The organism is Azospirillum sp. UENF 312511 (assembly GCF_058780635.1).
Genome location: NZ_JBSNCG010000001.1, coordinates 1,189,748 through 1,212,400, shown reverse-complemented (window position 1 = coordinate 1,212,400; position 22,653 = coordinate 1,189,748). Strand labels below are relative to the sequence as shown.

The window sequence follows — 22,653 nt, the reverse complement described above, 5'->3', positions numbered from 1 at the left end:
CTGAGTCTGCGGACAGCAAAAGGGCCGGGAGGCAGCGCCGTCCCGGCCCTTTTGTTTTGGGCGAAGCGCCTTACTCGGCGCGCTCGATGGAGCCCCAGAGGTCGTATTCGTCGGCGTGCTCGATGGTCACGTCCACGATGTCGCCCGGCTTGACATTCGTCTCACCGTTCAGGAAGACGTTGCCGTCGATCTCCGGCGCGTCGGCGTAGGAGCGGCCGATGGCGCCCTCCTCGTCGACCTCGTCGATGAGGACGCCCAGCGTGAAGCCGACCTTCTGCTGGAGCCGCTCGGCGCTGATCGCCTTCTGGGTCTCCATGAAGCGCTCCCAGCGCTCCTGCTTGACCTCTTCCGGAACGGCGCCGGGCAGGTCGTTGGCGGTGGCGCCCTCGACCGGCTCGTACTTGAAGCAGCCGACGCGGTCGAGCTGCGCTTCCTTCAGCCAGTCCAGCATGAACTGGAAGTCCTCCTCCGTCTCGCCGGGGAAGCCGGTGATGAAGGTGGAGCGCAGAACCAGATGCGGGCATTCCTGCCGCCACTTCCGGATGCGGTCGAGCTGCTTCTCCTGGGCCGCCGGGCGGCGCATGGCCTTCAGGACGGTAGGCGAGGCGTGCTGGAACGGGATGTCCAGATAGGGGAGGATGCGGCCCTCCGCCATCAGCGGGATCACCTCGTCCACATGCGGGTAGGGGTAGACGTAGTGCAGGCGCACCCAGACGTCGAAGTTCGCCAGCTCGCGACAGAGGTCGATGAAGCGGGCCTTCACCTTGCGCCCGTACCAGTCCTCTTCCGCATACTTGCGGTCGACGCCGTAGGCGCTGGTGTCCTGGGAGATGACCAGCAGCTCCTTGACGCCGGCGGTCGCCAGCTTCTCCGCCTCGCGCAGGACCGAGACGACCGGACGGCTGACCAGATCGCCGCGCAGGGACGGGATGATGCAGAAGCTGCAGCGGTTGTTGCAGCCCTCGGAAATCTTCAGGTAGGCGTAGTGGCGCGGGGTCAGCCGCAGCCCTTCCGGCGGCACCAGATCGGTGAAGGGATCATGCACCGGCGGCACGGCGTCGTGCACGGCGTTGACCACCTGCTCGTACTGGTGGGGACCGGTGACGGCCAGCACGTCCGGATGGACCTGCCGGATCATGTCCGATTCCACGCCCATGCAGCCGGTCACGATGACCCGGCCGTTTTCCTTGATCGCCTCACCGATGGCTTCCAGCGATTCCTTCTTGGCGGAATCGAGGAAGCCGCAGGTGTTGACCAGCACGACGTCCGCACCGTCGTAGGACGGCGAGATGTCGTAGCCTTCGGCGCGCAGGCGCGTGAGGATGCGCTCGGAGTCGACGAGCGCTTTGGGGCAGCCCAGGCTGACGATCCCCACCTTGGGGGAGGACGCCGGGTTGGTCTTGAAACCGGGAATGGACGGGGGCGTGCTGGTCATGGCGCGCATATATAGGCGAGTCGCGGCGCAACGCCAGACAAAACGCGCGGCGCAGCCCCGACACGAGGTGGTAGGTGCCCTGCGTTGTCTCCGCACCGCTCCGGAAATCCCCGGATGGCGCCACAGGGGGGTGCGACACCTTGTGCTGGATGAGCTTTAAGGTCAATGTTTCGTTTACTGTGCCGATGCCGTAGTGTGCGCCCCGTCGTCGGGGGTGGGGGAGTCGTGGACTTGCCTACTGTGGTATGTTAGTTTTGCAACCATATAGTCTCTGCATCGTACAGACTCGCGGACGGCGTCTCGCTGCGCTCCGGGTCAAATTTTGACAACTGTCGAGACCCCGCTGCCATGTCGAAAAGCCCCCAGTCCCTGGCATCGGCGCAGGCGATCGCCGAGGTCATGATGCACATCGGTCACATCGCCGACAGCATGGGCTACACGCAGGGTTTGAAACCGTCGCAGTGGACGGCGCTGCGCTATTTCGCGCGCGCCAACGACAGCCAGCGGACGGTGTCCGCCTTCGCCGACTTCCACGCGACGACCCGCGGCGCGGCGTCCCAGATGGTCGAGGTTCTGGTGACGAAGGAGTTGCTGACGCGCGTCCCGGTGCCGGAGGACCGCCGCGTCGTGCAGCTACACCCGACGGATAAGGCGCTGGCCCTTCTCGAATACGATCCGTTGAAGGACTTCGCCGCGGTCATCGCGGCCCTGCCGGGGCCGGAGCAGTTCCAACTGGCGGATCTGCTGACGCGCGTGCTGAAGGGGTTGCTGAGCCAGCGGGCCTGAACAGGAGAGAGGTGCTGTTGCCCCCTCCCTAACCCTCCCCCGCTTCGCAGGGGAGGGGACAATTTCTCCCTCCCCTGCGAAAGCGGGGGAGGGTCGGGGTGGGGGAAATGATCTTTTACGCGCTCCCCACGGTCGGCCCCTTCAGCCGCTCGACTGCCTGGGTGACGATCTCGTGCAGACCTTCACCGCCCGCGCTGCTGTGCTCCAGCAGGCGCTGGCGCATGCGCGGTTCCCAGAAGGCGCGGATGTGTCCGGCGGTCTCGATCACCGCCTCGTCCTTCGGGTAGGACTGGAAATAGCTGGCGATCTGATTCGCCATGCGGACGAGTTCGCGTGTGGTGTCCATGGGTCGGCTCCCGGAAAAGTCGGTTTTCTTCGTTAACGGAACAGCATGACGCCGTTGCCGCGGGCGCGGGCGGCCAGAGTCATGCCGGCGGCGCGGGCGAGCTTCAGCGCCAGCGCCGTCGGGGCGGAAATGGTGGCGAGCATGGGGATGCCGATGGTCGCGGCCTTCTGGACCAGCTCGAAGCTGCACCGGCTGCTCATCACCGCGAAGCCGCTGGACGGGTCGACCCCCGCACGGGCGAGCGCGCCGGCCAGCTTGTCGAGCGCGTTGTGCCGCCCGACGTCCTCCCGCGCCATCACGATGCGCCCGTCCGGCCCGGCCCAGGCCGCGGCGTGCAGGGACTTGTTGGCGCGGTTCATCGGCTGGTGGTCGGGCAGGGCGGCAAAAGCGGCAGCCACCGCCTCCACCGACGGCGTGAAACCCGTCGTCACCTTCGGCGGCTCGCGCACCGCGTTGGCGAGGCTGTCCACCCCGCACAGGCCGCAGCCGCTCCGCCCTTCCATCGAGCGGCGGCGGAGCGAGCCGCGCAGAAGGCGCAACGGGTCGGCCTCGATGGACAGGACGATGCCGTCCTCCACCGGGCGGACGTCGACGCGGTCGATGTCGGCGGCGCTGCCGACGATTTCCTCGCACAGGCTGAAGCCCAGCGCGAAGTCCTCCAGGTCGGCGGGCGTCGCCATCATCACGGCGTGGGAGCGTCCGTTGTATTCGAACGCCACCGGAGTCTCCTCGGCGACCAGCCACGTCACGTCAGCCTGATTGGCCGCTTCCGGAAAGCCGGTGCCGCTGGCCGGCAGGGAATGGGCGTGGGTGAACATGGCTGGTCCTCCGCTGCGCGTTGCCGCTTTACTCCGCCGCCACTTCCACCAGATCGCCGCGGCGGATTTGCCAATCGGACGGGTGGTTGCTCAGCGTCACCTGCACTGCGGTCACCTTGTATTCGGGGCAGTTGGTGGCCCAATCCGAATTCTCGGTGGTGACCACGTTGGCGCCCGTCACCGGGTGGTGGAAGGTGGTGTAGACCACGCCCTGCGGCATCCGGTCGGAGATGCGCGCCCGCAGCGTGGTGGCGCCGATGCGGCTGGCGATGGACACCAGATCGCCGTCGCGGATGCCCCGCTCCTCGGCGTCGTGGGCGTGGACCTCCAGGATGTCCTCCGGGTGCCACGCCACGTTGGCGGTGCGGCGGGTCTGGGCGCCGACGTTGTAGTGGCTGAGGATGCGGCCCGTCGTCAGGATCAGCGGGTAGAAGCGCGAGGCGCGCTCCTCCGTCGGCACATACTCGGTGATCATGAAGCGGCCCTGGCCGCGCACGAAGCCGTCGGCGTGCATGATCGGCGTGCCGACCGAGTCCTCGTCGGTGCAGGGCCATTGCACGCTGCCCACCCGGTCCAGCTTCTCGAAGCTGACGCCGGAGAAGGTCGGGGTCAGGCGGGCGATCTCGTCCATGATCTGCGCGCCGCTGCGGTAGAACATGGGATAGCCCATGGCGGTGGCCAGATCGCAGACGACTTCCCATTCCTGCTTGCCGGTCTTGGACGGCATCACCGGGCGGACGCGGTTGATGCGGCGCTCGGCGTTGGTGAAGGTGCCGTCCTTCTCCAGGAAGGAGGTGCCGGGCAGGAAGACGTGGGCGAAGGCCGCGGTCTCGTTCAGGAACAGGTCCTGCACCACGACGATCTCCATGGCCCGCAGGGCGGCGAACACATGCTGGGTGTTCGGGTCGGACTGGGCGATGTCCTCGCCCTGGACGAACAGGCCCATGAAGGTGCCGTCCACCGCGGAGTCGAACATGTTGGGGATGCGTAGGCCCGGCTCGGGGTCGAGCGCGGCGTTCCACACCTCCTCGAACTGCTGGCGGACCACGTCGTCGGAGACGTGGCGGTAGCCGGTCAGCTCGTGCGGGAAGGACCCCATGTCGCAGGAGCCCTGGACGTTGTTCTGGCCGCGCAGCGGGTTCACGCCGACGCCGTCACGCCCGATGTTGCCGGTCGCCATGGCGAGGTTCGCCATGCCCATCACCGCCGTGGAGCCCTGGCTGTGTTCGGTGACGCCCAGGCCGTAATAGATGGCCGCGTTGCCGCCCGTGGCGTAGAGCCGTGCCGCCGCGCGCATCTCCGCTGCCGGGATGCCGGTGTACTGCTCGGTGTTTTCCGGGGAGTGGCGCGGGTCGCGGACGAAGGCCTCCCAACGAGCGAACTCCATCGGGTCGCACCGGTCGGCCACGAAATTGCGGTCGACCAGTTCCTCGGTCACGATCACGTGGGCCAGCGCGTTCATCGCGGCGACGTTGGTGCCGGGACGGAGCTGGAGGTGGTGCGTGGCCGAGACGTGCGGGCTGCGCACGAGGTCGATGCGGCGCGGGTCGATGACGATCAGCTTGGCGCCCTGGCGCAGCCGCTTCTTCATGCGGGAGCCGAAGACCGGGTGGCCGTCCGTCGGGTTGGCGCCGATGACCAGGATCACGTCGGACTTGTCGACGCTCTTGAAGTCCTGCGTGCCGGCAGAGGTGCCGAAGGTCTGCTTCAGGCCGTAGCCGGTCGGGGAATGGCAGACGCGGGCGCAGGTGTCGACGTTGTTGTTGCCGAAGGCGGCGCGGATCATCTTCTGGACGACATACACCTCCTCGTTCGTGCAACGGGACGAGGTGATGCCGCCGATGGAGCCGCGGCCGTATTTCTGCTGGACCGCGCGCAGGCGGGTGGCGGCGTAGGCGATGGCCTCCTCCCAGGACACCACGCGCCACGGGTCGTCGATGGACTCGCGGATCATCGGCTGCGTCTGGCGGTCGGCGTGGGTGGCGTAGCCCCAGGCGAAGCGGCCCTTGACGCAGGAATGGCCCTCGTTGGCGCCACCATCCTTGTGGGGGACCATGCGGACCACGGTTGTGCCCTTCATCTCCGCCTTGAAGGAGCAGCCGACGCCGCAATAGGCGCAGGTGGTGATGACGCTGTGCTCCGGCTGGCCCAGCTCGATCAGCGACTTCTCGGTCAGGGTGGCGGTCGGGCAGGCCTGGACGCAGGCGCCGCAGGACACGCACTCGCTGTCCATGAACTGTTCGAGCGCGCCCGGCGACACCTTGCTGTCGAAGCCGCGCCCGTCGATGGTCAGGGCGAAGGTGCCCTGGACCTCGCCGCAGGCCCGCACGCAGCGCGAGCAGACGATGCATTTCGACGGGTCGAAGGTGAAGTAGGGGTTGCTCTCGTCCTTCACGGCGGCGCGGTGGTTCTCACCCTCGTAACCGTAGCGGACGTTGCGCAGGCCGACCGCGCCGGCCATGTCCTGAAGCTCGCAATTGCCGTTGGTCGGGCAGGTCAGGCAGTCCAGCGGGTGGTCGGAGATGTACAGCTCCATCACGCCGCGGCGCAGCCGGCCCAGACGCTCATTTTGGGTGTGCACCTTCATGCCCGGGGCGACCGGCGTGGTGCAGGAGGCCGGCGTGCCGCGCCGCCCCTCGATCTCCACCATGCACAGGCGGCAGGAGCCATAGGCGTCCAGCATGTCGGTGGCGCACAGCTTCGGGACGGTGATGCCGGCTTCCATCGCCGCGCGCATCACCGAGGTGCCTTCCGGCACGGTCACCGTGCGGCCGTCGATGTCCAGCGTCACCATGGTGGCGGACTCGCGGGCCGGGGTGCCGTAATCGATGTCTTGGATGGACATGGGGTCTGGTCCTTTCCGCTCACTCGGCCGCGACAGCCGCGGGGCTGCGGGTGAAATCCTCGGGGAAGTGCTTCAGGGCGCTGCGCACCGGGATCGGCGTCATGCCGCCCATGGCGCAGAGCGAGCCGTCGGTCATGACCTCGCACAGGTCGTTGAGCAGCGTGATGTTCGCCGCCACCTTCTCGCCGGCGATGATGTGGTCCATCACCTCGACGCCGCGCACCGCGCCGATGCGGCAGGGGGTACACTTGCCGCAGGATTCGGCGGCGCAGAACTCCATGGCGAAACGGGCCTGTTTGGCCATGTCGACGCTGTCGTCGAAGACGACGATGCCACCGTGGCCGACCATGGCCTCGACCGCTGCGAAAGCCTCGTAATCCTTCGGCAGCTCGAACAGCGAGGGCGGCAGGTAGGCGCCGAGCGGGCCGCCGGCCTGCACCGCCCGGATCGGCCGCCCGGTGATGGTGCCGCCGCCGAACTCGTAGAGCAGTTCGTGCAGGGTGACGCCGAAGGCCTTCTCGACGATGCCGCCGTGCTTGATGTTGCCGGCGAGCTGGAAGGCCAGCGTGCCGCGCGACCGGCCGACGCCGAAGTCGCGGTAGTGGTTGGCGCCCTTGTCCAGGATGATCGGGACCGAGGTCAACGACAGCACGTTGTTGACGATGGTCGGCTTGCCGAACAGGCCCTCCAGCGCCGGCAGCGGCGGCTTGGCCCGGACGGTGCCGCGCTTGCCCTCCAGGCTTTCCAGCATGGAGGTTTCCTCGCCGCAGATGTAGGCGCCGGCGCCGACGCGGACGTCGAGATGGAAGCGGTGGCCGGTGCCGTGGATCTCGTCGCCCAGCCACTTCTCGTCATAGGCCAGCCGGATCGCCTCGCGCATCGTCGCGACGGCGTGCGGGTATTCGGAGCGGATGTAGATGTAACCCTCGGTGGCGCCCACCGCGATGGCGGCGATGGTCATGCCCTCGATCAGGCAGAAGGGGTCGCCCTCCATGATCATGCGGTCGGCGAAGGTGCCGCTGTCGCCCTCGTCGGCGTTGCAGCAGATGTACTTCTGGTCCGCCTGGGCGTTCAGCACCGTGTTCCACTTGATGCCGGTCGGGAAACCGGCGCCGCCGCGGCCGCGCAGGCCGGATTCGGTGACTTCGGTGACGATCTCCGCCGGGGTCATGGCGAGCGCCCGCTCCAGCCCGCGGAAGCCGCCGTGCAGCCGGTAGTCCTCGACCGACAGCGGGTCGATGATGCCGCAGCGGGCGAAGGTCAGCCGCTCCTGCTTGGCGAAGTAGGGGATCTTCTCGGTCAGGCCGTGGGCCAGGGCGTGGTCGGCGCCTTCGAGGAAGCCGGCGTCGAACAGCCCGGCCACGTCCTCGGCCATTACCGGGCCGTAGGCGACGCGGCCCTCGGGAGTCTCCACCTCGACCAGAGTCTCCAGCCACAGCATGCCACGGGAGCCGTTGCGGACGATGCGCAGAGGGATGCCCCGCTTTGTGGCCTCGGCGCGGATGGCGGCGGCGGTCTCGTCGGCGCCCACCGACAGGGCGGCGGCGTCGCGCGGCACGTAGATGGTGTGCAGGGGTTCGCTCATCGCGCGGCCTCCGTGGCTAGGGTGGAGGCGGTGATGGCGTCGAAGCGGGCCGGGCTGACCCGGCCGTGCAGCGTCTCGTCCACCATCACGGCGGGGGCCAGGGCGCAGTTACCCAGGCAGAAGACCGGCTCCAGCGAGAAGGCGTCGTCGGCGGTGGTCTCGTGGAAGTCCACCTTCAGACGGCGGCGGATGTGGTCGATCAGCCCGTCGGCGTTCATCGACTGGCAAGCCTCGGCCCGGCAGACCTTGATCGTGTGGCGGCCTGGACGGCTGCGGCGGAATTCGTGGTAGAAGGACACCACCCCGTGCACGTCGGCACGCGACAGGTTCAGCTCACGCGCCAGCAGCGGGATGGCCTCCTCGTCGATGCAGCCGAACTCTTCCTGAAGAGCGTGCAGCATCGGCAGCAGGGCCCCGCGCAGGTGACGGTTGGCGGCGATCACCGCCGTGGCGCGTTCCTCGCTCCATGGAGATCGGGCGTTCATGGTCTCCTCCCCCGCGCCCACCTGGATCGGCGGCGCTTCGTTGGTGTCTCGTCCGTCAGCGTTACGGACATTGGGGGAGGCGCGCAAATTTGATTTTCTGATGCGGTGATAGGGTTTCGCTATCACCACACGAGCGGCACGGTTATGCCATTGAGATCATAGCCCTTTTGACAAGCCCCAGGGGGCCAGCGCCTCGTCGGTCAAGGCGCGCACGCGCTCGGCGAGGCCCGGTTCCGCCGCCACGGCGGCCAGCGCCTTGGCGAGTGGTGCCGGCGGTTCGCGGTCGGCATAGACGAGTCCGACGGCGTAAGTGAGGTCCGGTTCGGTCAGCGGCAGGGCCACCAGATCGGGGTGGAGCGCGACCAGGGTGAGGAGCTGGCTGGGCACCACGCTGGCTGCCAGACCGCTGCGCACGATGGTGTAGATGGTGACGATGGAGTTCGTCTCCATCAGCGGAACCACCGTCCGGTCGGCCATGCGGAAGGCGGTGTCGGCGATGCGCCGGTTCTGCATGTCCGGGGTGAGCAGGCACAGCGGCAGCTTCGCCGCGTCCGCCCAGCGGATGCTGGTGGTGCCTTCGCTGACTTGGCGGCGCTGGGCCAGCAGAAAGTAGCGCTCCGAGAACAGCGGGACGGTGCGCACGTTGCTCAACGGCTCGTTGTCGAGATAGGTGACGGCGGCGTCCAGTTCGAACCCGTCGAGGTCGCGCTGGATGTCGCGCGAGCTGAGCGAGCGCACGCTGGAGCGGATCTGCGGGTAGCGCTCGGCGAAGCGGGCCAGCACATGGGGGACGGCGGGCAGGGCGGTCGGGATGGCGCCGATCCGCAGATGGCCGGACAGGCCCTGGCCCAGCGCCGTCAGCTCCTGATAGAGCCCGTCCCGCTCCGCGACGATGCGGCGGGCGTATTCGAGCACCTTCAGCCCCTCCGGCGTGAAGCCGGAGAATTTCTGCCCGCGCTCGACGATGGGCACGCGCAGCTCGTCCTCGAGCTGGCGGATGGCGTTGGACAGCGTCGGCTGGGAAACGTGGCAGGCCTCCGCCGCCCGGCCGAAATGCTGCTCGCGCGCCAGGGCCAGCAGATAGACGAATTTGCGGAACACTGTCCCCTCCCGCACGTGATGGGCCGGTGCCCGCTCGGCGCCCCACATGGGCGCCGCGCACGTTATGCCGAATCGGACACACCGGCCGCAAGGACGGCGGCAAGGATAGAGACGTTTCGCCCCCGATGACCGCCGTGCGCCTTCAGTCCCCCGGCTGCGGCGCGGCGGCGGCGTGGGTGGAACGCATCAGCGTCCCGCGCTCGGTCAGGAGGACGGTCAGCAGCGCCAGCACGCCCAGCACGGTGAAGCCGATGGTCAGCGGACGCACGGTGCCGTCGAAGGACTGGCCGACGATCCAGCCGACCACCGCCGCCATGCCGGTGCTGAAGAAGCCGACGAAGGACGACCCCATGCCCGCCACATGACCCAGCGGCTCCATCGCCATGGCGTTGAAGTTCGGCGCGATCAGCCCGAAGCAGAAGAAGATCGCCGCCATGAACAGGCCGAGGCCGAGCAGCGGCGGATGCTCGGGAAAGCCAAGCAGCGCCATGGCGACGCCGGTCAGCGTGTAGCCGATCAGGGCGACGTGCGACACCCGGTGCATGCCGACCCGCCCGACCAGCCGCGCGTTGACCAGCGAGGCCAGGGCCATCACGCCGGCGATGGCGCCGAAGGCCACCGGGAACATCGTCCCCAGCCCGTAGACGTCCACGAAAATCTGCTGGGCGCTGCCGACGTAGCTGAGCAGCCCGCCGAACAGCAGGCCCATCGCCGCGGTGTAGCCGACCGTCGCGCGCGTCGTCATCACCTTGTGGAAGGCATGGCCGAGCGCCGCCGGAGACAGCGGCATCCGATCCTCCGCCGCACGGGTTTCCGCCAACCGCAGCATCGACCAGGCGAAAGCGGCGACGCCCGCCAGGAAGAGCGCGCCGAACACCCAAGGCCATGCGCCGAGATGCAGGATTCCCTCGCCCAGGGCCGGGGCGATGATCGGCACGATGATGAAGATCATCATCACGAAGGACATCACCCGCGCCATGTCGCGCCCGACGAAGCGGTCGCGCACGATGGCGATGGCGACGACGCGCGGGGCAGCGGCGCCAAAGCCCTGAAGTGCGCGGGCGGCCAGCAGCGCGGTGAAGCTGGGGGCGAAGACCGCGCCCAGCGACCCGATGGCGAAGATCACCAGACCGGCGGCCAGCACCGGCTTGCGCCCGAACCGGTCGGACAGCGGCCCGTGGAAAGGCTGCCCGATCGCGAAACCCAGCATATAGGCGGTGATGACGAGCTGCCGGTCGTTCTCCCGCACCACCCCGAAGGAACCGGCGATGTCCGGCAAGGCAACGAGCATGATGTCGATGGACAGCGCCGTCAGCGCCATCAAGAGGGCCATGAGCGCGACGAACTCGCCGAAGCGGATGTCGCCGCTCCGACCGGCGGAAGCGGAATGGGGCATGGATTCAGGCATTCGACCAATGTGCCGCCCGTCTGTCTCCGCGGCAAATCGAATTCCCGCAGGCCCGCCATCGATATTTGGACATCGACACTTCAGGGCTGTGTCACCTTGCGGCCCTGTGCGCTGCACACTACCACTTTCTGTGGCGCACCCAACTTTCATTTGAGAACACCAAGAACTTCACGCGGTCCCTGCTGAAAATAGTGATAGATGGGCGGATTTTGTGGGAGTCGCTTGAGTGTCTGTCTATAGTGGGCGGCGTCAACGGTCTGTGAAAATCGGGTATGCGCCTTCGTCTCCCCTTTGTGGCCCTGCTGGCGCTTCTTCCACTCGTCGCCTTCGCGGTGGCAGCGATCATGCTGGTCGACCGTCAACAGGAGCGGTCGGTCGAGGAACTGATCCGCCATGCCACCGACGCGGCGGTGCGGACCGTGGATGGGCGCGTCCTTATGACGCGCAGCGCGCTCGAAATCATGTCCTCGGCCCGTTCGCTCGACATCGGCGACCGCGCGGTTTGGATGGAGCGGGCGGAACGTGCGCTGCGCCAGCGTCCGGATTGGATCGCCCTGGAGGTTCGCGACCGCCACGGTGACGTCAACCTGCTCCACCGGCCGCAGGAGCCGGAAGCCGCCGCCATCGATCCTGCGGCCCGATCCGTCCAGACGGACCGTGTGTTCCGGTCGGGGGAGGTCTGGATCAGCGGCGTCATAACCGACCCGACCGGCAAGGTGGAGCCGGTCTTCGCCGTCAGCGTGCCGGTTTGGGGCGTGGGCGAGGTGCGGTTGGTCCTGACCGCCTACGTGCGGGCCTGGTCCCTCCGTCAGGTCCTGATCGATCAGGTGGCGACGCCGAACTGGATCGTCGCGCTCCTCGACCGTGACGGGCGGTTCGTCGCCCGGTCGAGGTCCGAAACGGCCTTCGACCCGGTGGTCGGGAGGCAGGCGCACGAATCCCTCGCCCATGCGCTGAAGACCGGCGACGAGTTCTTTCTGTCCCGCACCCAGCAAGGGCAGGAGGTGCTGTCGGCGAAGGCCGGTTCCGTGGCGGCGCCGGGCTGGCTCCTGGCCCTCGGCACGCCGGCCGAGCCGATCCAGGCGGCGGCGCGGCGCACGGTCTACACGATCGCTGGCGGCGGTCTGGGCGCGCTGGCGGTGGCGGCGCTGGTCGCCTGGGCGCTTGTGCGTTCCCACGACCGGCGCGCCGCGGCCGAGCGGCGCGCGCGGGTGGCCGAAGCCGCGGCGGAGGCCGACCGGCGATCCCACGCCATTCTGGAAAGCACGACGGACGGCGTCTACGAGGTCGACCGGTCCTGGCGCATCGTCTACATGAACGGACGTGCGCGCGGCCTGATGGCCGGCAGCAGCGACCTGACCGGACAGCGGCTGTGGGAGGCCTTTCCCGACGCCATGGGGACGGTGCTGTGGGACCGCCTGCACATCGCCATGAGGGACCGCCATCCCGACGAGTTCGAGGCTTACTTCGCCCCGCTCGGCGTCTGGCTCTTCCTGCGGGTTTTCCCGTCGTCCGCCGGGTTGGCCATCTATTTCCAGGACATCAGCAAGCGCCTTCTCGCCGAGCGGGCGCTGGAACGCGCGGTGGAACAGGCGAACCAGATCCTGGAGAGCATCGGCGACGCTTTCTACGCCATCGACCGCGATTGGCGGATCACCTATGTGAACAAGCGCGCCCAGGAGATGTTCGAGCGCCCGCGCGCGGATCTCGTCGGCAGCTGCCTGCTGGATCTGTTTCCCGAAGTGGCCGGCAACACCGTCATCCGCACCTTCGAGGCCGCCATGGCCGACCAGCAGCCGCGGGAGTTCGAGGCGTTGTCCGGCATCTTCCAGCGCTGGACGATGTTCAACGTCTATCCGCAGGCGGGCGGCGGCCTGTCCATCTACTTCCGCGATGTGTCCGCCCACCGCGCGGCGGAGGCCGCCCTGCGCGCCAGCGAACACCGCTACCGCACGCTTCTGGAAGCGCTGCCGCAGATGGTCTGGACCTGCCGGGCGGACGGCAGTTGCGATTTCCTCAGCCAGCAATGGCTGTCCTACACCGGCCAGCGGGCGGAGGAGGCACGGGATTTCGGCTGGTCCGAATCTGTTCATCCCGACGATCGACAGCGCCTTCTCACGATCTGGATACAGGCGGTCGAAGCGCGGACGATCTTCGACACCGAGGCGCGTATCCGCAGCGCCGCCGGCAGCTACCACTGGTTCAAGCAGCGTGCCCTGCCGATCACCGACCCGGAAACCGGGGAAGAGCGCTGGTTCGGCACCTCCACCGACATCACCGACATCTTCGAGGCGCGCGATGCCATGCAGGCGGCGAAGGAGGAGGCGGAGGAGGTCGGGCTGCGCTTCCGCACGCTGGCGGACTCCATCCCGCAGCTCGCCTGGATGGCCCGTCCGGATGGGCGGATCTTTTGGTACAATCAAAGATGGTATGACTATACGGGCGTCGTCGAGGGCGCGGACGCCGCTTCCGGTCCTCTGTGGGACGGAATCCTTCCCGCCGACCACGCCGAGCGCGTCACCGCCAGTCTTCAGCGGTCCCTTCGGACGGGGAAACCGTGGGAGGACACCTTCCCCATGGCCGGGCGGGACGGTGCCTTCCGCTGGTTCCTGTCGCGGGCGCTGCCCGTCCACGATTCCGACGGTGCCGTCGTTCTGTGGTTCGGCACGAACACCGACGTGACCGACCGGCTGGAGGCCGAGGACGCCCTGCGCCGCGCCAAGGAGGAGGCGGAACGGGCAGCCCTGTCCAAGTCCAAGTTCCTCGCTTCGGCCAGCCACGACCTGCGCCAGCCGATGCAGTCGTTGTTCCTGTTCTCCGGGGCGCTGCATGGCCACGTCCAGGGGGAGAAGGGGATGAAGGCGCTGCGCCTGCTGGAGAGCGGTCTGGACGCGCTGAAGGGATTGCTGGACAGCCTGCTCGACGTGTCGCGCCTGGACGCCGGGGTGGTCAAGCCGACATTGGAGGATTTTCCGGTGGCGCTGCTGCTCGACCACATCGCGGCGGGCTATGCCCCGGTGGCCCGTGGCAAGGGGCTCGACTGGACGATGGAGGGGTGTCCGCTGAACATCCGCTCCGACCGGGTGCTGCTGGGCCGGATGATCCGCAATCTCGTGGAGAACGCCATCCGCTACACGGAGCAGGGCAGCATCGCCATCACCTGCACGGTCGTGGACGGGCGCATGCGGATCACCGTCGCCGACACCGGCATCGGCATCTCAGGCGAACAACTGCCCCGCATCTTCGAGGAGTTCCATCAGGTCGGCAACCCGGAACGCGACCGCAGCCAGGGGCTTGGGCTGGGCCTCGCCATCGTGCAGCGCATCGGGCAGCTTCTGGACCATCCGGTGACCGTCCGCTCCACGCCCGGCGTGGGGTCGGTCTTCGCCATCGAGGTGCCGTTGGGCGAGACTCCAAAGCCCGTGGACCTCGCGTCGGCGGGGCATGCCCCCATGGCGCCGGGCGGCGGGGAGGAGCGGTTGGCGATGGTCATCGACGACGACGCCATCGTGCTGCTTGGCCTTCAGGCCATCCTGCGCGAATGGGGGTACGAGGTCCTGATCGCCGGATCGGGGGAACAGGCGGTGGACAAGCTGCGCTCGGTCAGTCGCAAGCCCGACATCATCATCGCCGATTACCGCCTGCGCGAAGGCAAGGTCGGCACCGATGCCATCCTCGGCATCCGCAACCTGTTCGACGCCGAGATCCCGGCGATCATCGTGACCGGGGAAACCGGTCCGGAATGCCAGCGCGACGCCGTGCGTCACGGCTTCGGCCTGATGCACAAGCCGGTGACCCCGCGCCAGCTCGCCGGAGCCATGGAACGCTCCCTGCAACCGGCGGAATAAGGCCGGCGGAATAAGGCCGGCGGAATGGGGTTGGCCGAACGAGGCGAACGGGCTTCGGCGATCAGTCGCCGCCGCCACCCATCGCGGGCGGGCTGGGGGGAAGGCGGCGTCGCGTCTCACGGTGCAGGATGTAGAGGCCGCTCACCGCCACCACGGCGGCCCCCGACACCATGTGCAGGGTCGGCATCTCGTTCCACAGCAGCCAGCCGAACAGGACGGCCCACAACAGCGCGGCGTAGTTGAAGGGCGCCACCACGGCCGCCGGGGCCAGCGAATAGGCCCGCGTCAGGAAAAGCTGGGCGCCGCCGCCCAGGACGCCGGTGGCCGACAGCAGGGCGAAATCGGTCAGGCTGCGCGGGGTGACCCACACGAAGGGCATGACCAGCGCCAGGATCAGGGTGGTGATCGCCGTGAAGTAGAAGACGATGGTGTTGGCGCGCTCGGACTTGCTGAGCTGGCGGATCGCCACCATCGCGAAGGATTGGAAGAAGGCGGCGCCGAGCGCGACCAGCGCCCCCAGATGGGTCAGCATCTCGCCGGACGGCTGGACCATGATGAGGACACCGACGAAGCCGACCAGCACCGCGCTCCACCGGTAAATGCCGACCTTTTCGCCGAGCAGCGGCACCGACAGGGCGGTGAGGAAGAGCGGGGCCGAGAAGTTCAGCGCCACCGCGTCTCCCAGCGGCAACAGATTGAACGACCAGAAGGTCAGCGACATGGCGGTCAGCCCGACGACCGAGCGCCAGACATGACCCATCGGCCGCTCGGTGCGCAGGTTGCTGATCCACCCGCCCTGCAGCGAGATGACCACCGCCACCGGGATCAACGCCATGGCGTTGCGGAAGAAGGTCACCTCGATGACGGGGTACGTCTCCGAGAGCAGCTTCACCAGCACGTTCATCACGGAGAACAGCAGCACCGACGCCAGCATCATGACGATGCCGAGCGGTATGTTCTCCACGCGGATGTGGCGGGGCGTCGCGGGACGGGCGGGGGCGGGGGAGAGGGGAGGCGCGGTCACCCCCGGATGCTATCAAGCGCAACCACCCGCGTCACGTTGCCGCGACGCGGGTGGTCATGTCCTGACGGAATGGCCGGATTGCGGCGTCATGCCGTTCCGGCCGCGGCGTGTTGTCAGCGGTTGTTCAGCAGGTCGGCGATTTCGGCTTCGGCTAGCAGCCAATGGTCCATCTCGCGCCCGTTCGGACGGCCTTCGCGCTCCCAGATCTCATAGGCGCGCTCCTGCACCATGCGGTTCTTCTGGCCGTGCAGCAGGCCTTCCGCGATGTGCATGTTGATGCGCGACAGCGAGACCATCTTGCTCGCCTCGATCGAGCCCCGGGTCGCTTCCATGGTGGTGACGGTGACGTACTGCGCGAGGTTGCGCAGGTTCGCCTTGACCTCGGACTCCAGGGTGTTCTCTTCGTTCTGGAGCACCGTCTTGATGGCGACCCAGAGGCGCAGATTGTGGTCCAGCGCCTGGCTCGCCTTTTCCGGCGTGTCGGCTTCGACCAGCAGGCTGGCGGCGTGCAGCAGCGCGACCGCGTCCTGCTCGATGGCCGCGAAATTGGTGTTCAGGACGATTTCCGCCCCGGTGTCGGTGGCGAGCGCCTCGGCCGCTTCAAGCGACGGAGCGGCTTCGACGGTCTTTGCGGTGGCGGTCTTGCGCTTGGCCATGATCGAATCCCCGGCGTTGGTCCCCGAGGTCAATAGAACCAGCCGTCATTAACAAGTGGTTAAGGCGAGTATTGCCAACCCCTTTGCGCAGCCTCCGCGTCAAAACAAACGTCAAGTGATTCGCGGATGGTCATGTTGCGCTGCAAAACAAGCGGCGGGCTGTCAGCGTCCGGTGAACGCCCCGAACGGCATGCGGTAGTAGAGTCCGAAGACGTTGTTGGCCGGCGCCGCGGCGTCCGCGTTTGGTCCACTGGTGTCGATGCGGCTGTAGCCCAGGCTGAAGCGGGCCTTGTTCTCGAACTGGTAGCCGAGTTCGAGCTGGGAGCGGAATTCGACCACGCTGCCCGTCGCCGCGGAGTCGCGTGGGGTGACCGGCAGGGTTCCGGCTCCGACGCTGGGCGTGAAGACGAAGGAGGACCCTCCCAGCGGAACGTCGATCAGGATGCCGCCCATGCCGTACAGGCTGCCGTCCGGCGCGCTGGGGCCGAGCGACACCCAGGGGCGCACCTCCGCGTATCCGTCGAGCTTGGGCAGGAGGGAGGAGCCGATGCGGATCTTGTTGTGCAGGTCGGACAACTTGGTGTCCGGTGCTTCCCCGACGCTGTAGGCGAGTCCGCCGATCTTCCAGTTGCCGATGCGGTCTTCGGGCATCGACAGGGTCTGCGCGCCCGCGGATTCGGAGAGCATGAGGCCCGCCGCGGCAACCACCAGACAGAGGCACGAGGTCCCATGACGCACGGCGGCCTGCTCCCGATCGATCGTTGACGGTCCTACTCCGGCTGCTCCAGTCTACCGCGCCCGATCACGGCGCGGTTGTGGCATTACGCGTCGCGCCGCACCTCCGCGCAAGCGCGTAACGGGGCTACTCCCAGATGTCGTGCGCGCTGCCCTCCGCGTCAATGGTGGAAGGGCTGCCCTGTTTGCGGAGGCCTAGGCGGTTTGCGGGGCTCATCGGGGACGCCCGGAGCGTGCTAGACTTTCGCCATGCAGCACGCCGCTTCCGATCCGAAGCAGGACCCGGCGCCGGGCCCGACGCCGGGTTCGATTCCGATGGCGGCCGCCTTTCTCGCCGATCCGGCGAGCCATGGCGGGGCGGCGGTGCAGCGTGTCGAAACCCACGCCGCCATCGTCTTCCTGGCCGGAGACCGCGCCTACAAGCTGAAGCGCGCGGTCCGCTATCCCTATCTCGATTATTCGACGGTCGAGCGGCGGCGCATGGCGTGTGTGGAGGAGTTGCGCCTGAACCGGCGCACCGCGCCGTCGCTCTATCTCGGACTGGACTCGGTGGTGCGACGGTCGGACGGAAGTCTCGCTTTCGGTGGCGAGGAAGCGAAGGGTGGAACGGCGCTGGATTGGCTGGTCGTGATGCGCCGCTTTCCGCAGGACGCCCTGCTGGACCGCATGGCGGAGCGTGGGGGTCTCGACGACGCGCTGATTCGCGACCTCGCCGACGCCGTGACCGCCTTCCACGCCGCCGCCGAGCCGCGCCCGGACAGTGGCGGGGCGGTGGCGATGCGGGAGGTGGTGGAGGGCAGTATCGCTGAACTGCGCGCCGGATCGTCCCTGTTTCCGCCGGCGCGTGTGGAGCGGCTGGGCGAGCTGTCGGCGGAGGCGCTGGACCGTCTGGCCCCGCTGCTGGAGGAGCGGCGGCGCGGCGGCTTCGTCCGGCATTGCCACGGCGATCTGCATCTGCGGAACATCGTGCTGCTGGATGGAAAGCCGGTGCTGTTCGATGGCATCGAATTCGACGAGCGGCTGGCGGTCATCGACGTCGCCTACGACCTCGCTTTTCTGCTGATGGATCTGGAGCGGCGGGGCCTTCGTCCGCTTGGCAACGCCTTCCTCAACCGCAGCTTGGACGCGGCTGAGGATTACGGCGCCCTGGCGCTGCTGCCCCTGTTCCTGTCGGCGCGGGCGGCCATCCGTGCCAAGGTCGCCGCCAGCACGGCGGCGCTCCGCCCCGACGAGGACGCGGCGCGGCGGTTGGAACGGGAGGCGGCAGCCTATCTGGAACACGCCGTGGCGGCGCTGGAACCGCCGCCGCCGCGGCTGGTCGCCATCGGCGGCCTGTCCGGCAGCGGCAAGACGCGGCTGGCCCGTGCTCTGGCGCCGTCGCTGGGCGCCTCGCCGGGGGCCGTGGTCCTGCGCTCCGACGCGCTGCGCAAGCGGCTGTTCGGGATCGGGGAGACGGAGCGGCTCCCCGCCGAGGCCTACACGCCGGCGGTGACCGAGCGGGTCTATGCCGGGCTTCTGGAGCGGGCGCGGACGGCGCTGGCGGCTGGACACGCCGTGGTGCTGGACGCCGTCCATGCCCGTCCGGAGGAGCGGGCCGCCGCGGCCGCTCTCGCGGCGGAGGCCGGCGTGCGATTCGACGGGATCTGGCTGGACGCCCCCTTGGACACGCGGATCGCCCGCATCGCCGGCCGCCGCGGCGACGCCTCCGACGCCACGGCGGAGGTGGCCGAGCGGCAGACTGTCTATGATCTGGGCCCGCTTGAATGGCTGCGCACGAATGCTGGCAGGGATGCGGGGGAAACGCTTGCGGCCGTGCTGGAGCGACTGGTGTAATTCCAGGTGGAACGGGCGCCGCCGGTTCCCCATGGTCTAGACTACGGGCGGCGCGGCGCTGGAAACGGTGCATCCAGCCGCCGTTCCGACAGGCACCGTCCAGAAGATGGGCCGGCGGAAACGGCCCGGGGGGAGATCATGTCACTCAAGACGATCCTTGTGCCGCTGGCCGGACTCGACGGCGACACGGTGGCGCTGAACGCCGCGCTGAAGATCGCGCGCGAATTCGACGCCCATGTCGACGCCCTGTTCGTGTCGCTGGACCCGCGCGACGCCGTGCCCATGCTGGGCGAGGGCATGTCCGGCGCGATGGTCGAAGAGATCATGCGCGCCGCCGAAGGGGAGTCGAAGACCCACCTCCACACCGCCCGCCGGACCTTCGACGATGTGATTCGCGCTGCGGACATCGAACTGCGCGACATCCCCACCGGCGTCGAGGCGCCGACCGCCCAGTGGCGCGAGGAAACCGGACGCGTCGAGGAGGTGGTGCCGCGCGAGGGGCGGCTGGCCGATCTGCTGGTCTTCGCCCACACCACGCTCGACAGCAACACCCAGGCCTACGCCACGGTGGAAAGCGCCCTGCTGGGGGCGGCCCGTCCGCTGCTGCTGGCGCCCGCCACCCTGCCGGACGAGATCGGGCGCACGGTGGCGCTCGCCTGGAACGGCAGCCCCGAATCGGTGCGCGCCCTGGCCGGGGCGATGCCCTTCCTGACCGGCGCGGACACCGTCCACGTCCTGACCGCCGAGACCTCGCACACCCAGGCTGCGGCAGGTCGTCGCATCGCCCACTATCTCGCTTGGCACGGCGTTAACGTTCAGGTAACCATATTGAAGCCGGGATCGGAACCCGTCGGCCAAGCCATCATCAACAAGGCCACGGAACTTGGGTCCGACCTCCTCGTGATGGGGGGCTACGGACACAGCCGGATGCGGGAAATGATCCTGGGTGGCGTGACCCGCTATGTGCTGAATCACGCCGGCCTGCCCGTGCTGATGGCCCACTGATCCAAGGGCCTCTCTTTTAAAAGGCCGGGCTTTTCCGATCCGACGCGCGGCGCCGCAATGGTGGGCGCCCTCCACGCCGATGGTTTTCAACCACAAGGGCCACCCGGACTCCGGTCCGGGCAAGGCCCGGCAATCGGGAAGGGAACGCGCCATGTTGACGATCGACGATTGCATCGCGCTCAGCGATCTGACCGAAGCGGAAATCGACGCCATCGCGGAACATGAGCATCTGCCGGAAATCCTGGCGGTGGAGCTGGGTTGCTGCCTTGCCCACGACGCCGAGGGCATCCGCCGGATCGCCCGCATCATCCGCGAGGACATCGACCGGGCCCGCAGCCATGGGCAGACCGTCCATGCCCGTCAGTTGACGGTGGTCCTGGACAGCTTCGTGCAGCAGCACCCGGCCCTTTAGCCGGGCGGCACGAGCCGGTGACAGGAAGGAAACGCCCCGCCTGCACCCCGCCTGCGCCATGACGGCGAGCCGGGTGCAGGGCCGGGTGTGGGGAGGTGCGGAACAACCGCCCCCCTTTTCGGTTGGCATCGGCGAGTTCGCGTCGGGGGGGCGGTGGGGAGCGCGTCGATCGCGCTCCCCCAACCGTCGTCCGCCTGCGACGCGCAGTCTCGTTCCGCTGCCAGCACAAAGGACGACGCCCGTGCCCTTGAAGACAATCCGCCTCGAACTGGCCCGCACCACCGACCATCCGGAAGGCAGCGCGGAGCACGGCTATGAATTCACCGCCCCGCTGACGTCGGACGGTCATCTTGACCTTGAGGAATGGTGCGATCGGAAGGCTGTGTGCACGGTCCGCCGTTTCTGGCGCGGGGAGGACGAGCAGACCGGCCATCTGGTCCATCGGGGCAAGGGCTGGCTGTTCGATTACGACGCCGACGACAGCGACGACGACGAACCGATTTTCCGCTTCGACCGTCACACGCTGGTGGAGGGTGAATACATCTCCATCACCGAGCATGACGGTGTGCAGCGTCCCTTCCGCATCGTCTCCGTCCGCTGAGCGCCCTTCACCGGGTGCACCCCGGCATCCGAGCCGGTCCGCCTCGGTCGGACGCGCCGCCGGTCCGGCAGATGCATGGGCTGGATTCGCTCGGGCTGCCGGGTTTCGCCGTGCCGGATTTCGCCGTTCAGGCGGCCAGCTGCTCCTCGCGGTCGCGCAAGTTCCGCCCGACCTGATCGAGAAGTTGCCGGAGCGTCTCGGCGGTCATCCCATCCCGTTTCATTAGGGCGACGATGATGGGCTCGTCCAGGATTTCCGACAGGGTCGGAGCCGTCAAATGGTCCATGTTACCCTCCCTGTGCATTCCGGCCGGCCTTGAGGCGGCGTCGATTCTATTTTACGGAAGATACGGTATTTCGCAATGATGCTGCATCGCGAAATAAACTGTCTCGGTCTATGCAAGGGTAAGAAAGCGCTGAGTGTTCATGCCTGAACATCGCAAGGATGCCTATACCGGCATGGGAGGTACCGCGAAGGGAGAGTGCTGTCGGGGTCAGTTGTCCGCGTCGCGGTTCCGCGTGATCGTCACTCCGGCCCCGGCGGTGTCGGGAAGCAGGGACGGCAGTTCCACGTCGACGCGCACCTGGCGCACCTTCGGGTGGGCCAGGCACAGGGCGGCGGCCTGATCGGCCAGATAGTCGGGGCCGGGCACGGCTTCCTGCGCGCACAGGCGGCGCAGATCCTCCACGATGTCCTCGTAGGACATGACGGCGGTGATGTCGTCGGGGAAGCTCAGGCCGGGGTGGCTGACCTTCAACTCCAGGCTGATATGGACGGTGGGCCGCCCGGGCCGTCCGGCGATCGACACGGAGGCGGTGAAGTCGCGCAGCAGGATGGTGTAGGTCGCCGCCGCGCCGCAAACATCGGCGCCGAGGGGTCGGGAAACGGGATCGTTGGGCAAAAAAGACATCTCCTGGCGGGTGGCGGCCGCCTCGTCGCTGCGCCGCGCCCACTATAGCGCAGGCGCCCGTCCTTTCGGCAAGGTCAGACCGTTACCGGAAGCTCCGTGCCGGTGCGGACCACCGTGTCGCGGCCCGGCACGGTGGCCAGAAGATCGTCGACGCTGCGCGCGATGGCCGGGTGCTGGAGGCCGCCGGCGATGTCGGCCAGCGGGGCCAGGACGAAGGCGCGCTCCGCGATGCGGGGATGGGGGATCTCCAGCTCCGGCGCATACATCACCAACTCGCCGTAGAACAGGATGTCGATGTCGATGGGGCGCGGCCCGAAGCGAAGGCCGCCGTCCAGATCACGGCCCATCTCCGCCTCGACAGCCTTGAGGTGGCGGAGAAGCTCCCACGGGCCGAGCGCCGTCTGAGCGCGCAGCACCATGTTCAGGAAGGCTGGCTGGTCGGTCACGTACATCGGTGCGGTTTCGTAGACGGGCGACGTCAGCGTGATGCGGACCTGCGGGGCGAGCCGTTGCTGCGCGGCCGCCAGATTGGCGGCGCGGTCGCCGAGATTGCTGCCGAGCGCAAGGTAGACCGTGGTCATCGCAGAACCGTCGCTAGTCGAAACCATACCATTGTCAGTCATACCACGATCCTCCGTTCCATCAACCGTCAAAGCGTCCTCACATCCGAAACCAGCCATTCGGCCCCGGGGATCGGCGCCGGGTGATGGCCGGACCGGCAGTAAGCACGCTCCGGTTTAGGTAGCCGGCTTTCTCCGGGAACCGCAAGCGGTGGGCGGGGTTGTGCCAGTCGTGCGATGCTGCAGGGGAGGGTAGGGTC

General features: G+C 68.0%; 20 protein-coding genes. 6 read left to right on the top strand and 14 right to left on the bottom strand.

The window, feature by feature from the left end:
* Positions 1-70: 70 nt before the first annotated feature.
* The gene (gene rimO, locus ACWPN7_RS05535; RefSeq protein ID WP_137116378.1) at positions 71-1,435 is read right to left on the bottom strand and encodes a 30S ribosomal protein S12 methylthiotransferase RimO; all 1,365 of its coding nucleotides are present in this window, start codon (positions 1,433-1,435) and stop codon (positions 71-73) included.
* A gap of 348 nt (positions 1,436-1,783) precedes the next feature.
* On the opposite strand from rimO, the gene ACWPN7_RS05530 reads away from it, so the two are divergent.
* A complete protein-coding gene (locus tag ACWPN7_RS05530) occupies positions 1,784-2,221 on the top strand; it encodes a MarR family winged helix-turn-helix transcriptional regulator (RefSeq protein WP_376994789.1) in 438 nt (145 codons plus the stop codon).
* A gap of 115 nt (positions 2,222-2,336) precedes the next feature.
* Here the strand turns inward: ACWPN7_RS05530 and ACWPN7_RS05525 are convergent, their stop codons facing one another.
* From ACWPN7_RS05525 to ACWPN7_RS05495, 7 genes are all read right to left on the bottom strand, one after another.
* A complete protein-coding gene (locus tag ACWPN7_RS05525; protein ID WP_040134046.1) occupies positions 2,337-2,567 on the bottom strand; it encodes a formate dehydrogenase subunit delta in 231 nt (76 codons plus the stop codon).
* A 32-nt stretch (positions 2,568-2,599) separates the two neighbouring features.
* Positions 2,600-3,385: a formate dehydrogenase accessory sulfurtransferase FdhD gene (gene fdhD / locus ACWPN7_RS05520; RefSeq protein WP_459196816.1), complete on the bottom strand. Its 786-nt coding sequence runs from the start codon at positions 3,383-3,385 to the stop codon at positions 2,600-2,602.
* A 28-nt stretch (positions 3,386-3,413) separates the two neighbouring features.
* On the bottom strand, positions 3,414-6,230 hold the full coding sequence (fdhF, locus tag ACWPN7_RS05515) for a formate dehydrogenase subunit alpha (RefSeq protein WP_103039087.1): 2,817 nt from the start codon (positions 6,228-6,230) through the stop codon (positions 3,414-3,416).
* A 19-nt stretch (positions 6,231-6,249) separates the two neighbouring features.
* Entirely contained in the window at positions 6,250-7,815 is a 1,566-nt protein-coding gene (locus ACWPN7_RS05510) for a formate dehydrogenase beta subunit (RefSeq protein WP_040134049.1), read from the bottom strand.
* Entirely contained in the window at positions 7,812-8,300 is a 489-nt protein-coding gene (locus tag ACWPN7_RS05505) for a formate dehydrogenase subunit gamma (protein ID WP_040134050.1), read from the bottom strand. The genes ACWPN7_RS05510 and ACWPN7_RS05505 overlap by 4 nt, the downstream gene beginning before the upstream one ends.
* A gap of 156 nt (positions 8,301-8,456) precedes the next feature.
* Positions 8,457-9,401 carry a LysR family transcriptional regulator gene (locus ACWPN7_RS05500; protein ID WP_040134051.1) on the bottom strand — a complete coding sequence of 315 codons (945 nt, stop codon included), beginning with the start codon at positions 9,399-9,401 and terminating at the stop codon, positions 8,457-8,459.
* 142 nt (positions 9,402-9,543) lie between these two features.
* Positions 9,544-10,797: a multidrug effflux MFS transporter gene (locus ACWPN7_RS05495; protein WP_459196815.1), complete on the bottom strand. Its 1,254-nt coding sequence runs from the start codon at positions 10,795-10,797 to the stop codon at positions 9,544-9,546.
* A 284-nt stretch (positions 10,798-11,081) separates the two neighbouring features.
* Between ACWPN7_RS05495 and ACWPN7_RS05490 the strand changes: the two genes are divergently transcribed.
* On the top strand, positions 11,082-14,657 hold the full coding sequence (locus tag ACWPN7_RS05490) for a hybrid sensor histidine kinase/response regulator (protein WP_349620325.1): 3,576 nt from the start codon (positions 11,082-11,084) through the stop codon (positions 14,655-14,657).
* A gap of 61 nt (positions 14,658-14,718) precedes the next feature.
* Here ACWPN7_RS05490 and ACWPN7_RS05485 read toward each other — a convergent pair whose 3' ends face one another.
* The 3 genes from ACWPN7_RS05485 to ACWPN7_RS05475 all read right to left on the bottom strand — a co-directional run bounded on the left by ACWPN7_RS05485 (position 14,719) and on the right by ACWPN7_RS05475 (position 17,024).
* Positions 14,719-15,681, bottom strand: coding sequence for a DMT family transporter (locus ACWPN7_RS05485; protein ID WP_040134053.1), 963 nt, complete (start codon positions 15,679-15,681; stop codon positions 14,719-14,721).
* A gap of 113 nt (positions 15,682-15,794) precedes the next feature.
* The gene (locus tag ACWPN7_RS05480) at positions 15,795-16,337 is read right to left on the bottom strand and encodes a DUF2934 domain-containing protein (protein WP_040135378.1); all 543 of its coding nucleotides are present in this window, start codon (positions 16,335-16,337) and stop codon (positions 15,795-15,797) included.
* A 162-nt stretch (positions 16,338-16,499) separates the two neighbouring features.
* On the bottom strand, positions 16,500-17,024 hold the full coding sequence (locus tag ACWPN7_RS05475; protein WP_459196814.1) for an acyloxyacyl hydrolase: 525 nt from the start codon (positions 17,022-17,024) through the stop codon (positions 16,500-16,502).
* Between the two features lie 297 nt (positions 17,025-17,321).
* Between ACWPN7_RS05475 and ACWPN7_RS05470 the strand changes: the two genes are divergently transcribed.
* The 4 genes from ACWPN7_RS05470 to ACWPN7_RS05455 all read left to right on the top strand — a co-directional run bounded on the left by ACWPN7_RS05470 (position 17,322) and on the right by ACWPN7_RS05455 (position 20,923).
* Positions 17,322-18,905 carry a bifunctional aminoglycoside phosphotransferase/ATP-binding protein gene (locus ACWPN7_RS05470; protein WP_459196813.1) on the top strand — a complete coding sequence of 528 codons (1,584 nt, stop codon included), beginning with the start codon at positions 17,322-17,324 and terminating at the stop codon, positions 18,903-18,905.
* A gap of 138 nt (positions 18,906-19,043) precedes the next feature.
* Positions 19,044-19,910 (top strand): universal stress protein, encoded by an 867-nt coding sequence (locus ACWPN7_RS05465; protein ID WP_051658193.1) that lies wholly within the window; start codon positions 19,044-19,046, stop codon positions 19,908-19,910.
* A 151-nt stretch (positions 19,911-20,061) separates the two neighbouring features.
* Positions 20,062-20,322 carry a hypothetical protein gene (locus ACWPN7_RS05460; protein ID WP_040134055.1) on the top strand — a complete coding sequence of 87 codons (261 nt, stop codon included), beginning with the start codon at positions 20,062-20,064 and terminating at the stop codon, positions 20,320-20,322.
* A 241-nt stretch (positions 20,323-20,563) separates the two neighbouring features.
* Entirely contained in the window at positions 20,564-20,923 is a 360-nt protein-coding gene (locus ACWPN7_RS05455; RefSeq protein WP_040134056.1) for a hypothetical protein, read from the top strand.
* Positions 20,924-21,050: 127 nt separating this feature from the next.
* Here the strand turns inward: ACWPN7_RS05455 and ACWPN7_RS05450 are convergent, their stop codons facing one another.
* The 3 genes from ACWPN7_RS05450 to folK all read right to left on the bottom strand — a co-directional run bounded on the left by ACWPN7_RS05450 (position 21,051) and on the right by folK (position 22,414).
* Positions 21,051-21,209, bottom strand: coding sequence for a hypothetical protein (locus tag ACWPN7_RS05450; protein ID WP_175428731.1), 159 nt, complete (start codon positions 21,207-21,209; stop codon positions 21,051-21,053).
* Between the two features lie 207 nt (positions 21,210-21,416).
* Entirely contained in the window at positions 21,417-21,824 is a 408-nt protein-coding gene (locus ACWPN7_RS05445; RefSeq protein WP_247874871.1) for a dihydroneopterin aldolase, read from the bottom strand.
* 83 nt (positions 21,825-21,907) lie between these two features.
* Positions 21,908-22,414, bottom strand: a complete 507-nt coding sequence (gene folK, locus ACWPN7_RS05440) for a 2-amino-4-hydroxy-6-hydroxymethyldihydropteridine diphosphokinase (protein ID WP_040134057.1) — start codon at positions 22,412-22,414, stop codon at positions 21,908-21,910.
* Positions 22,415-22,653 lie beyond the last annotated feature (239 nt).